General features: G+C 54.6%; 10 protein-coding genes and 1 tRNA gene. 1 reads left to right on the forward strand and 10 read right to left on the reverse strand.

What is annotated here, in order from left to right:
- Positions 1–145 precede the first annotated feature (145 nt).
- Positions 146–583 carry a helix-turn-helix domain-containing protein gene (locus tag EYR88_RS16190; RefSeq protein ID WP_242632442.1) on the forward strand — a complete coding sequence of 146 codons (438 nt, stop codon included), beginning with the start codon at positions 146–148 and terminating at the stop codon, positions 581–583.
- On the opposite strand, the gene EYR88_RS03505 is transcribed toward EYR88_RS16190, so the two are convergent.
- The 10 genes from EYR88_RS03505 to obgE all read right to left on the reverse strand — a co-directional run bounded on the left by EYR88_RS03505 (position 580) and on the right by obgE (position 12643).
- Positions 580–4362, reverse strand: coding sequence for a hypothetical protein (locus EYR88_RS03505; RefSeq protein WP_131088344.1), 3783 nt, complete (start codon positions 4360–4362; stop codon positions 580–582). The two genes, EYR88_RS16190 and EYR88_RS03505, sit on opposite strands and share 4 nt — an antisense overlap.
- 385 nt (positions 4363–4747) lie before the next feature.
- Positions 4748–4927, reverse strand: a complete 180-nt coding sequence (locus tag EYR88_RS03510; RefSeq protein ID WP_131088345.1) for a hypothetical protein — start codon at positions 4925–4927, stop codon at positions 4748–4750.
- A 416-nt stretch (positions 4928–5343) separates the two neighbouring features.
- A tRNA-Ala gene (locus EYR88_RS03515) sits at positions 5344–5419 on the reverse strand.
- A 71-nt stretch (positions 5420–5490) separates the two neighbouring features.
- Positions 5491–5871: a ribosome silencing factor gene (gene rsfS / locus EYR88_RS03520; protein WP_131088346.1), complete on the reverse strand. Its 381-nt coding sequence runs from the start codon at positions 5869–5871 to the stop codon at positions 5491–5493.
- Positions 5872–5928: 57 nt separating this feature from the next.
- Positions 5929–7569, reverse strand: coding sequence for a hypothetical protein (locus tag EYR88_RS15980; RefSeq protein ID WP_165477266.1), 1641 nt, complete (start codon positions 7567–7569; stop codon positions 5929–5931).
- 81 nt (positions 7570–7650) lie between these two features.
- Positions 7651–8256 (reverse strand): nicotinate-nucleotide adenylyltransferase, encoded by a 606-nt coding sequence (nadD, locus tag EYR88_RS03530; protein ID WP_131088347.1) that lies wholly within the window; start codon positions 8254–8256, stop codon positions 7651–7653.
- A 2-nt stretch (positions 8257–8258) separates the two neighbouring features.
- A complete protein-coding gene (locus EYR88_RS03535; RefSeq protein ID WP_131088348.1) occupies positions 8259–8471 on the reverse strand; it encodes a hypothetical protein in 213 nt (70 codons plus the stop codon).
- A 118-nt stretch (positions 8472–8589) separates the two neighbouring features.
- Positions 8590–9882 (reverse strand): glutamate-5-semialdehyde dehydrogenase, encoded by a 1293-nt coding sequence (locus EYR88_RS03540; RefSeq protein ID WP_242632443.1) that lies wholly within the window; start codon positions 9880–9882, stop codon positions 8590–8592.
- Between the two features lie 10 nt (positions 9883–9892).
- Positions 9893–11050, reverse strand: coding sequence for a glutamate 5-kinase (gene proB, locus EYR88_RS03545; RefSeq protein ID WP_131088350.1), 1158 nt, complete (start codon positions 11048–11050; stop codon positions 9893–9895).
- A gap of 3 nt (positions 11051–11053) precedes the next feature.
- On the reverse strand, positions 11054–12643 hold the full coding sequence (obgE, locus tag EYR88_RS03550) for a GTPase ObgE (protein ID WP_131088351.1): 1590 nt from the start codon (positions 12641–12643) through the stop codon (positions 11054–11056).
- Positions 12644–12716 lie beyond the last annotated feature (73 nt).

The following is a 12716-nucleotide window of genomic DNA, read 5'->3' on the forward strand; positions in this document are numbered from 1 at the left end:
AACACAACGAGTTTTGTGCAACTGCTCTCTGCGTGAGGTCCCCGCTGCTCTGGTCCTTCAAAGACACGTATCTATTGATGAAATCAATGAGCCTATAAACGAGAAAATCCTGAAATTCTTTTCCAAGAATTTCAGGATTTAATTGGTGGGCGTCCTGCAAGCCTATTCGAAACAAAGTAGCCAACCCGTCAAGCTTCGTTCCTTGATAGACGGCATCCTGACCAACCCTAAAGAGGCTCGACCGGAGCAACCAATCCCCCGCCGCTTCATTCAAATCAGCGACGAGCAAGCCGAGATGATGGCGGCCGACTACGAAACGGGAATGCGAGTCAAAGACGTGGCAGCCAAGTACGGAGTCAGCCGAGAAACTGTCGGCAAACACCTACGCAGCCAGACAGTCACCCCGCGCACGGTCGGACTGGATGACGAGCAGATCGAGGAAGCCGCCAGACTCTACGACCAGGGCGATTCGCTCGCGACGATCGGCAAAAGGATGGGTGTCAGCGCACAGACGGTGCGGTCACGGTTGATTGAGACGGGAGTGGCGATGCGGAGTTCATATGAACATCTACTCAAACCCTAAAAATCAAACCCCTCTTCGACGCGCTGCGCCTCTTCATCATGTTGCCTTGCCTCGTTCCTATACCCCTCGGCAACCTTGCGAAGCAGCCTGGCCGTCCTCGGCCATTCGTCATTAATATTTGCGGCATAGCCCTCATATTGCTCAGCCAGCGATCGTTCTTGCGCTCCGCCGTCGGTCATACCCCTCGACGTAACCCCTCGCTTGTTGTAAATAGCTACACCGAAGTTTCGGTCAATGACCTCGGAACTATTATTTTCCAAGAAATCACGAACAGGACGGCATGGCCAAGTCACACCATCTCCGTCAACTTTTGCAAATGCTAACACTTGACCTATGTACGCTTCGCCAGGAGCAAGTCGACCAGTTTGAGCCAGAAGCTCACGCACCCTCAGTACCCAATGCTCCAGCGCGCTTTCATCAATTTCACCGGACTCCAAGGATGTACCTGGAATCATTCTCCAGCGGTGCAAGAGATTCCATGCATTCTCGGCTATGCCCTTAGGTCGCTCAATGTCTTCGTCCTCATCAGTACCTTTGTACATAAAGCTGATGATCTGGACGAAAAACTCCGGAGACGTTGCGAGCCAAGATTGCAGCGCCTTAACACTTGCCGAACTATCAAGTGCCGGCAAGAGCCTCCACTGTAGAAGCCCCAGCCGCTCAACCTCGATAAAGTTAGCCTGCTCAACGTAGTCGAGTAGGGCGCCAATGTCGTACTGGGACAGAACACGCCGCTCCGGATCTTCTGCCGAAGAGAATGCCTCGAACAGTTGAATAATAAGCTCCACGTCCAGCTTGAACTTTGCATTATGTGAATACATCGCCAAGAGATCCAATGCGACGGCGTAGCGTCCATTTTTTCCAAGTTGCTCAGCCGTTTCGTTGATAAGTTTAAAATCACCTCGGCCATAGATCTCAAATTCTGACCAGTATAGGTCCTCTATTTCTTCGCCGACTTCGGCGAGGCTCCCCCATACTGTCGGAAGATTTTCCGCTAATCGATACACCCTAGCTGCCACAAGTGGCGTCTCGACGTGGCGTCGAGCAAGAGCAATGATGTTATCCGAATTACCAGCGAGAGTTTTGGCGATCGCCGCGCGGGCAAATTCCGGCACCCCAGGGCGAGTATCGATTACAAGCGGCGCTAATGAATCAACGTCAAGTGCGATCTTTGACGAGGATGCCGCGGAGTAGCCAACACTCCATGGAGTTTTTACCCTTTGGGCGAGCTCACACAGTCCGAGCAGATCTAGCTGTTCGTAAACCTCCTCCACAGCTACCAACTGACGGCGCGTCAGCTCCTCTTGGTACTTCTCATGGTCGTCGCGGCGGGTTACGTCGCCCAGATCAGGCATATGTTCAAAGAGCCACTCGACCCTTCCTGTCCCATTAAGCGGCTCAAACAATTCAGCTACAGAATCCAGAGCTAAGAGGATTGATTCATCTAATGCCCATTGGGCGTCGCTGAATTCGCGATGCCTCCGAATCAGCGACGTCAGCTCATTCCAGATCGATTCGGAGATTTCCGGGTCAAGCTCTTTTGCTGCAGTGTCCTTGAATAGCACCAGCACGCGATCTCGCAACTCCACCGTGAGGTCATCCAGCTTCTCCACGAGATCTACCAGTCGGCGCGGATCAGCTTCTGCAAGTCCAAGGCTTAAGGCAACGACATGGTTGACTGCATCGACGTATTCGGTCATCGAAACATTAGAACTTGCTACACGCTCCTTCCAGTCGTGGAAATCAGGGCCGCCGGACTCCACTATCGAGGATTGCGATCCAGGGTAGAGGCCGAGCAGAAGGTCCCAAGTCTTCTCCGGATAGCTCTTGGCGAACTTCGACAGGACGGCATTTCGCGATTTTAGTGAAGCCCCTGTTTGGGGGCGCCAGGGAAGAAATAGTCCAATCAAGGCACTCACTGGTCGATTCGATAGCGCACCCCCTGGATCTCTTTGCGCCAACGTCATAATCAGCGATGAGGCTGCACCAAAATACTGTGATGACCAAGCAAGAACCTCAAGCGCCCATTGCAAATAAACGTGCGGGCTTGTCGGCGAAAGAAATCCATGATCGGCATCAGCAAAGACACCCTCTGCCAATGGACCGCCAGGCTTCATTGCAAGCTCTAGTGCATCCAAGAACGTATCAGGCGCCGCCTCTGCTAAAAGCGACAACACATCGAAAAGAGATTCCCAGAGCTTACCTGTTTCATCCTCGTTAGCCCGTAGGAGCAATGCCCGGACGACCAACTGAGCCCAACCGCTGAGCGTCTGGCCGTCAACCCGTCGATCAGCGTCACTCTCTAAAGAACCCAAGACGGCCAACATAGAGGCGAGCCCCTTGCGTAAATCAGCTGAATGACTGCGCACTTTCCCGTCGATAGCAGCCTTCCATCGGTCCTCACGCGGTAGGTTAAGCTTTGGATCAACAGCCGCAAGAACCTCCTGCGCAATGGCCTCAAGGGTCCGCAAATCATCTCCGGTAATCCGATTAATTACCTGCGTTATGGAGTCCGTGTGATCGAAAACCTTCCACGCCGCCCCTACGCGCGTAAAGACAGGCGAAGCCCCATTCAGCCACCGATCCATCTCGTGGTGAAAGGCATCGACGGTCCCGGAGATACGTTCAATCGCGGCAATGTCCCCAGCGAAGCCCAGGTTCCAGGAACCTAGCAACCAGGACTTTCGCGCAATAGCCGTGTCTGAGAAACCCGCAACAGTAATGATTGCGAGACTCGAGACCCCGATCAATTGCCTCTTATAGAGAGGTACGCTTTTGTTGATAGCTTTGGCCAGCTTGTTAACCCGCCCTTTCTCCACGCCGTTCGCCTCAAGTAGCTTCTCAGCGTCGCCAATCGGAACAGGAGGCAGCTCAATATCCGCAGATTGACCAACGGAAGTATGCATAACGATATGGTGTCCGTTGATCAGATCCGCTTGACGGACCAAGGACTCCTCAAAGGGAACAAGAATCAGTAAACCCTCCGTCCGCCCTAAATATGCCAAAGCTCCAGGCTCGAAGACGACGAGAGAGCGATCGAGCAAATCCTGCCGTGTCGCTGGATCAGCCGAATAAACTACTGCCGCAACAAAACTCAAAACATCGTCAGGATCCGGCGCAGCGATCCACATACGCTTTGATGCATCATTAGATATCGCCATCAGGAGCTGCGTGGCTTGATCTCTACGGCCCGCGATCAGGAGCTCTGGAGATAGCAACCCCCGCGTACCGCTCGTAAAGCTCTCCCACCAGCTGCCCAGAGTCTGAACACCATTGGCCGGCACACCGATCTCTTCAGAGAACCAAACGTGGGTCCGGGGAGAAGTCTCGAGTGTCGCAAGAAGATCAGCAACTGTGCGCACCTTGACATTCTTCCATTCATTGAGCGCAGCCTTCTCCGTCGCCCAGTCGTGACCACCCGCCCAGCGGTGGGGCGTCACAAACACAAAGGTCGTCACACTTCGATCGATACCTCGAGAGTCCTTAGTTCGCTCGTCGTAATCCCTATTCGCTTTCTTCTTCGGGTCATTACTGGCACCAAACTCCCAAACGCTGCGCCCAGCTGGCACAAATGGAGTCTCGATCGGCGACGTCACTAGGCCGTCATACCCGGAAAGATTGACGTGCTCATCCCCGGGCATAGTCAGCTCTGTCACCTGCGGGGCTGTCGCCACGATGAGATTGCGAACAAGGTTCGGCAGCTTCGATTGCGCTGGCTGACTCTTCGCCCACTCTTCGATTTGGAGCTGACCAGCTAAATGCGGGAGCCGATAATTCACCAGGTAACTCCGAATCGACGTGCGCAACTTAGATCTATCCGCGTTCGGCCTGCCAAGGTACCCCCAAATTTATTGCATTTCATCGTAGGCATTCTGTCACTTATTGTGACATCAATTTTCTATCGGTCAAGCCTCTGACTATGCACCATACTCCGCAATCGATCAGGATCATCGACGGCTGGTCGGTCGACGATCTGCATGGCCGTAGCAATATATAAATCGAGATTGATATGCGGTTGCACGAGCGGACGAGTCATCAAAACCTTACCCTCCCGAGCATCGGTTCCTTTGGAGCTTGACTGAACGGGTCGCCCCGTCTGCAGTCGGCGCATTAGCTCGGCGTAGGCCTTGCCCGCACGGTTCGGTAGCGAGCTGCCATCACGTTTCAACTTCTCGTAATGCGCTTGGAGTTCGGATTGGTTGGCTGGTCGGCGCAGAGATAGTACTCGTGAAGCGCCCATTGATCTTTAGGGTCAACCAGCACGAACAGGCCTTCTTGCTCCTGCCAGAGCGTGCGAAGCTGCAGGTGGCGTTGACGGTACATCTCGTAGGTGACTCGGGGCATTGCACAGTAGCTCAACTTTCTGAGTCGCACTATGGCATAAAGGAGCAGGCTTTACGAGCATGAGCAATATCGAACGCATGTACCGGTCACGGCTTGGTGCCGAAAACGAGTGCATAATGGGCGTCCGGTCGCCCGTCTCATCGCCCGTCCAGTCGCTATTTTCGTGCCATTTTGGGCAGTATCGTTTTTGCAGCACCGGTACATTTTGGCCGCCACGAACAGGGGTGAGTTACCGACCCGACATGTCGTACCGGTACTCAAGCTACCTAATGCAATTCGAACCAATTAACAGGGGTGGCGGGAATATCTAAATTTAAGGCTTATGTGTTTTGCACATATTTTGGCACTAAAAAGGTCAGCACCGGTACATGCTGACCTCTGTTAGTTTTCCATTTTAATGAAAAAGGTAATTTCTTTGGTGGAGATAAGGGGATTCGAACCCCTGACCTTCTGCATGCCATGCAGACGCGCTACCAACTGCGCCATACCCCCAAAGGATTGCTACCCTGATCAGGCAACTCCATTATCATAGAGGACTAACTGATCAGGATGCAAATTCCAGATTACTGGTTGTTCTGGGACAATTCCTCAGGCAACTCAATAACTGGGCAGTCGGCCCAGAGGCGTTCCAAAGCGTAGAAGATACGATCTTCCTGGTGCTGAACGTGGACAACAACGTCGCCGTAATCCAAAAGTACCCAGCGACCCATGCCGAAGCCTTCACGGCGGACCGGGCGCATGCTGTACTCTGCGAGAACCTTTGCCTGGATCTCGTCAACGATTGCGTTCACCTGCGGTTCTGATCCACCAGAGACAATCAAGAAAGCGTCGGTGACGCCCAAGCGATCGGCTACGTCGAGCGCGACCATGTTTTCTGCCATCTTGTCAGATGCAGCATGAGCTGCAATCTTCACGAGGGCAATTGAATCTGCGTGTGCTCCCATTGAGTGGGGTGTCTCCTTGTTAGAGGTGTAGATCGAGAATCTTATTTTGCTATGAAATTAGTTGCCGAGCAACATGATCAGTCCTGCGATCAGTGCTGCGCCGCCAAGGCTAAGGGCCACAATCATGGCAATCAGCATGTTGTTGGCACGTCGAACACCGTGGGTTTGTACGTCCAACGGTTCCAGACCCTGAGCATTTACCGCGTTGATGCGAGGCATCTGTACTGCTGCCGAATCACCAGCAGGTGTTGCTTTCTTCTGCTCAACAGCTGACTTATCTGCAGGCTTCACCGCAGGTTTTGCGGCCGGCTTGGCAGCTGGCTTAGCTTCTGGTTTTGCCTCAGGCTTAGCCACTGGTTTTGGTGCTGGCATAGCAGTCTGCTTTGGAGCAGGCTTTGCCGTAACACCAGACTTGCCAGCTGGCTTCTTAGCTGCAGGAGCGGCCTGGTTCTTCTTCGAGCTGATCTTGCCGTCAGCATCCAGGTTCAGCGAAACGCTTTGTGTCTTTGGACCTTGAACGCCAGTCTTGGCGATACGGTCCTCAACCTCGCGAATGTTGCCCATCGCGCCGGTGAATGGATCAGAGGACTTGTCGTCCTTGCCCTGCTTCGCATTCTCCACACGCAGACGTTCGCGTTCAGCTGCTCGACGAGAAATGATCGCTGCACGTGCAGCCATTTCGCGCTGGTGAGCAAGAACTTCGAGATCAATCTCGGAGTCGTCCTCCCCCAGCAGGTTTGGATCAATTGGAGTCTTCGGTGCATGAGCACGACGTGCTGCCAAGGCCTGCTCAACACTCATCACCGTAGTTTCAGGTGAATCATCATGATCTGCCGGCTTCTTCGCTGTCTTGGTTACAGGCTTTGGCGAAGTAGCTGGCGCGGCTTGACCTTGCTCGGCTAATGCTTGTAGGCGCAGTTGACGACGAGTAAGTGGCTTAGGATCATCGCCAGGTTCCACGGTTGGAATGTGGCTGGTCAAAGCGTCAACTTCGCCCTCTAGGCGGCGACGCTCGCGCAGTGCCTCACGGTTGCGTGCCCGGCGTAACGAGGTGCGCTCCCCCGTGGATCCTTCAGGAGTGTGTTCAGCTTCAGCGGATTTTTCGCTGGTCTCAGGCTTGGCCGAAGCTGCTCCCTGAGGCTGTGCTTTTGAAGAATCGTTCTTTGGCTGCTCTGGCTTGCTAGGTGCAGGTGCAGCTGTTTTAGCCTGACTTTGCGGTGCAGATTTAACAGGAGCTGCAACAGGCTTGTCCGCGGGCTTGCTTGCAGCGGATGCTGGGGTGACCTTAGCCTCATCCTGCTTAGCAGGAACTGGCTTGGCTGCACTTGGCTGTTTTGCGGCGGCAGGCTTCGGAGCAACAGCAGGTGCTGGCTTAGCGGTAGCTTGCGCGGCAGGGGTCGACGGCTTGACAGCCGGCTTAGCGGCTGGAGTCGAAGGTTTTGGAGAAGCAGCGGGCTTAGCCTCTGCTTTAGCTTCGGGCTGTGACGCCTTCGGCTTGACTGCATCCGGCTTCGCCTCAGGGCTCGCTTCAGTTTTCGCAGGCTTGGCCGACTTCTCGGACTCCCCTGTGTTCTTCTGATCTGCGAGTTCTTTAGCGTCTTGCTCAGCCTTGCTATTAGCTAGCAAAGCTTCCATTTCGGCGCGTCGCTTTTCTCGCAGAGCTCGCCTGCTAGAAACCGGCTGCGAGTTATCGCTCATCCTGTACTTCTCCCGACCGCATAGACAAATACCGTCACCCTTACCTAGAGATTATGCCGTGTTACGTCACCGAATGTGAGGTTACGACTCGGTATACAGCCCATATTTTGCAATGTACTGCACCACACCGTCAGGCACAAGGTACCAAACTGGCTTCTCTTGGGCGACGCGTTCACGACAATCCGTAGAGGATATCGCTAGTGCTGGAATTTCAAGCTGTGAGACATTTTCACGTCCCAAATCACTCATCACGTAACCCGGACGACTAACACCAACAAAATGCGCTAGGTCCCAAACTTGATCGATGTCGCGCCAACTCATGATCTGACTCATCGCGTCTGCACCGGTAATGAAGAAGAGTTCTGCTTCCGGGCGCTGGGCGCGTAAGTCCAAGAGAGTATCGCGCGTGTAAGTTGCACCCTCACGGTCAATGTCTACCCGGCTTACAGTGAAGCGGGGATTCGACGCCGTCGCAATGACAGTCATCAAGTAACGATGCTCTGGGCTCGTTACTTGCTTGTCTGCCTTCTGCCACGGCTGGCCGGTAGGTACAAAAACTACCTCATCCAAATTCAGCTCAGCTGCCACCTCGCTGGCGGCGACCAAGTGGCCATTATGGATAGGGTCAAAAGTACCGCCCATCACGCCGAGGCGTAATGGGCGATCACGATGCTGACGCTCAGCCAAGACTAGTGACTGTGTGGTTCGTGAGTCTTGAACTGACGGTGAATATCCTGCTCTTCTTCCTTGGCAGGATGACGGTTGCCTACGTTGGTGTAGGAAACGGTGATCAAAAGCAAGATCATCAATGCAACGAAGATGCCGCCACCGATAAGCAGGGACCAGGTGTGCCCACTGATGCCAGTGGTAGAGGCTTCAGAGGCCAGAATCAGCGCGTTCAAGTAATTCTCCAGTCGTATCCACGGTACCGATTGAGCCGTCGGCCAAAGCCAACGGTTCAACGGCCCGAAAAGTAACGGTACGTTTCTTCTACATCCTACCGAAAAGCGCCGTCAGAAACTATTTACGGACGTGACCGTCACCCTGAACAATCCACTTGGTAGTGGTTAGCTCAGTCAGACCCATGGGACCACGAGCGTGCATCTTCTGAGTCGAGATACCAACTTCGGCTCCAAGGCCCAGCTGGCCACCATCGGTGAAACGAGTCGAAGCGTTCACAATGACCGCAGCCGATTCAATCTCAGCAATGAAAAGCTCAGAGTTCGCCAGAGATGAAGTCAAGATAGCTTCTGTGTGGCCGGTCGAGTATTCACGGATGTGATCCAGCGCCGCGTCAATGTCATCTACTACCTTGACTGCGATATCCAGATCCATGTACTCGGTGCTCCAGTCCTCTTCCTGGGCAGCCACCGTTTCCAGACTAGGAACCAACGCTGCAGCACGCTCATCAACGTGCAGGGTGACCCCAGCAGCCGACAGGGCCTTCAGCACAGCCACAGCGGCAGTGGAATCCTTATGGATCAACAGCGTCTCCACGGTGTTGCACACACTTGGTCGCTGAGTCTTGGCGTTGGTCAGAATGTCGATGGCCATCTGCTGTTCAGCATCTGCGTCCAAGAAGATGTGCACATTGCCTTCACCGGTTTCAATCACTGGAACCTTTGCAGTGGTGACAACACGCTGAATCAGATCTCGGCCACCACGAGGAATCAAGACGTCAACCTTGCCTCGTGCGCCCATCAACGCATCTGCCCCGTCGCGACCATATTGATCAATGGAAGTCACGAGGTCTCGTGGAAGAGACACAGATTCTAGTGCGTCACGAATAGTCGAGACCAGTGCCTGATTTGAGTTGAAGGCAGCGGTTCCACCTCGCAACAACACGGCGTTGCCGCTCTTGAGCGACAGCCCAGCAATGTCTACGGTCACATTGGGACGAGCCTCGTAAATAGTTCCAATGACACCCATTGGGACATTGACCTGACGCATGCGCAAACCGTTAGGCAGGGTCTCGCCGCGAACTACGCGACCGACAGGATCTGGCAGGCCGGCAAGTTCATGCAAGGCGGATATCAGACCGTCAATGCGCTTATTGTCCAGCTTCAAGCGGTCCAGCATGGCCACAGAAGTTCCGTTGCCACGGCCAACTTCTAAGTCCTTTTTGTTTTCTTCAATGATCTTGGAGCGGTTCGCGTCAATCCCGGAGGCGATGGCCAACAGCGCGCGGTCTTTCCAATCTCGGTTGGCTCGTTTGAGAACTCGCGATGCACGGCGAGCTCGATCAGCGAGCTGATAAACCGAATTGGTGACGTCGGTGATCTGTTCTTCTGTTCGTACGGCGTCGATACTCATAGTTCCCATCCTAGAAAATAGGTTCGATCAAAGCTAGGTCATCGACATGCACTACTGACTTGTCGTAACCTTCGCCGAGCTGATCCACTAGGTCTCCGGTGTTCTGCCCCAGCATGTCAGGTAGCTCATCTGACCCGTAATTAACCAGGCCACGGGCAAATGGAACTCGGTCAGGTCCGCAGAGTTCCACGGCGTCCCCAGCTTCAAATGCACCTTCAACCGCAATGATGCCGGCGGCAAGCAGCGAGTTAGTTCCCCGCGCAATGGCCTTGACTGCACCGTCATCAAGAATCAGCCGGCCTTCAATGCCAGCTAGGTAAGCCAACCATACGTCTCGTGCCGAGCGGCGTGAATTACGTGCGGCAAACCAAGTGCCGACGTCCTGCCCGCGCAAGGCCTTAGCCGCGTTGTCGGTACTGGTAACGAGGGTTGGGATACCTGCAGAAGAGCTCATGGTTGCGGCATCAACCTTGGTGATCATGCCACCGGTGCCCACTCCCGCAGCTCCTGGAGTACCCAGATCAACGGATTCAAGCTCGTCGGGGTGCTCAATGGTGCTGATTCGGCTTCCGCCGTCCGCAGGGTGTGCGTCATAGACGGAATCAACATCGGAGAAGAGCAGAAGGGCATCGGCTTTCACCAAGTGAGCTACCAGGGCAGCGAGGCGATCATTGTCGCCAAAACGAATTTCACGGGTGGCTACCGCGTCATTTTCATTCACGATAGGTAGCACGCCCAGGTTCAGCAATCGAACCAAAGAACGCAACGCGTTGGTGTAAGAGGAGCGACGCATCAGGTCATCTGCGGTCAGTAGGACCTGACCCACTCGCAAATCATGCTCTTCAAATAGCTGCGTGTATTCGGCCAGCAGCAGACCCTGACCAACTGCGGCCGCGGCCTGCTGGGTTGCCAAGTCCTTTGGACGTTTTGGCAAACCCAGCGGGGCCAGTCCGGCGGCAATTGCACCGGAGGAAACAAGGATAACCTCGGTCCCGTTATTCACGGTCTCGGCGAGAGTGTCCACCAAGAACTTCAGTCTTTCATGCGATATCCCCCCGCTAACTGTGGTTAGCGAGCTTGATCCGACCTTGACTACGATCCGCCGTGCTTCGGGCAGTTCGTGAGGAGAGGTAATGGCTGAAATAGTCTTAGTGGCACTTTCACTCATACTTTAATTTTCCTCCTGGGCTGCCTTCGGTGGTGCAGCCTTCTTGTTGCGTTTTGCGTTCACCGACTCAGTCCAGATGCCGGCCTTGCGTTCAGCTTCAAGCTCTGCACGAGCTTCAGCCTTCGCGGCCTTGCGCTCTTCGTGATCGGCGCGCTTTTCTTCGCGAGTCTTGCGATCTCCGCGGTCTTCCAGACGGATGTCTTCACCACGTCGGCTTCCGCCGAGTAGTTCAGCACCGGCAGCCATAGTTGGCTCCCAGTCAAAGACCACGGAATCTTCTTCGGAGCCAATGATGACAGCGTCACCAGGCTTGGCACCGGCCCTAAATAGCTTGTTCTCTACCCCCAGTTTTGCTAGGCGGTCGGCTAGGTAGCCAACTGCCTCATCATTACGGAAGTCAGTCTGCATGATCCAGCGCTCAGGCTTTTCGCCGATAACGCGCCACAATGGCTCAAGGTTCTGCTCTTCGCGGCGGATGTAGAACTCTTCCTGCTTCGAAGAACGCTGACGGATCACTGGCACCTCAACAACTGGTGCCTCGACAACTTGTTCGGCTCGCGCCTGTTCTACCAATTCAGCCATAGCGAAGGACAGTTCACGCAATCCATTACGCGAGAGTGCCGAGATCTCAAAGACACGGTATCCGCGCTTTTCCAGCTCTGGACGGACAAATTCAGCCATTTCGGCGCCGTCTGGCATGTCAATCTTGTTTAGGGCGATCAGCTTTGGGCGCTCGATCAGTGGAACGATCGTGCCGTCAGTTCCAGCAAAGGTGGAGTCGGCTTCATAGTTGGCCAACTCGGCTTCGATGATATCCAGATCGGTCAGTGGATCACGATCTGATTCCAGCGAGGCACAGTCCAAGACGTGCACAATGGCTGCACAGCGCTCTACGTGGCGCAGGAACTCGTGTCCCAAGCCCTTGCCTTCGGAAGCACCTGGGATCAGTCCTGGCACGTCGGCTACGGTGAAGCGAACTTCGCCGGCCTGGACTACGCCTAGGTTAGGAACCAAGGTGGTGAACGGGTAGTCGGCGATCTTTGGACGCGCTGCAGAAACAGCGGCAATCAACGAAGACTTACCAGCCGATGGGTAACCCACCAGAGCAATATCTGCCATGGACTTCAGTTCAAGGACAATGTCCTGAGCGGTGCCTGGAATACCCAGCAATGCGAAGCCTGGAGCCTTGCGCTTATCCGAAGAGATTGCCGCGTTGCCCAGACCACCCATGCCACCAAGGGCCGCGATGTACTCGTCCCCGATGTTGATGAGGTCACCAAGGATGTCGCCATCTTTGGTCTTGATTACGGTACCTGCAGGCACGCCAAGGATCAGGTCCTCACCGTGCTTGCCTGGGTGCAGTCCACCCTTGCCTGGCTCGCCGTTGCCGGCTTTGCGGTGTGGCAGGTGGTGGAAGTCCAGCAGCGTGGTGACCTGAGGGTCAACGCGCAAGATGACGTCGCCACCCTTGCCGCCGTTGCCGCCATCGGGTCCGCCAAGCGGTTTAAATTTCTCGCGCTTGATGGACACACAACCGTGGCCACCATTACCTGCGGTGACATGAAGGGTTACGCGATCAACGAATGCAGCCACGGGGCCATCTTCTCCTAGTACGGGGTTGCGAGCTGTGCTCGCAGAAAAGTCTAACTATGCACGCAAGGGGCGG

Origin of the sequence: Arthrobacter sp. S41, assembly GCF_004320535.1 — a bacterium.
Taxonomy (GTDB): Bacteria; Actinomycetota; Actinomycetes; order Actinomycetales; family Micrococcaceae; genus Glutamicibacter.

Bases quoted from the DNA above. Each gene is read 5' to 3' on its own strand.
- EYR88_RS15980 (WP_165477266.1), bottom strand. From the start codon at position 7,569: ATGAGCGATAACTCGCAGCCGGTTTCTAGCAGGCGAGCTCTGCGAGAA.
- proB (WP_131088350.1), bottom strand. From the start codon at position 11,050: ATGAGTGAAAGTGCCACTAAGACTATTTCAGCCATTACCTCTCCTCAC.
- rsfS (WP_131088346.1), bottom strand. From the start codon at position 5,871: ATGGGAGCACACGCAGATTCAATTGCCCTCGTGAAGATTGCAGCTCAT.
- EYR88_RS03510 (WP_131088345.1), bottom strand. From the start codon at position 4,927: ATGCCCCGAGTCACCTACGAGATGTACCGTCAACGCCACCTGCAGCTT.
- EYR88_RS03540 (WP_242632443.1), bottom strand. From the start codon at position 9,882: ATGAGTATCGACGCCGTACGAACAGAAGAACAGATCACCGACGTCACC.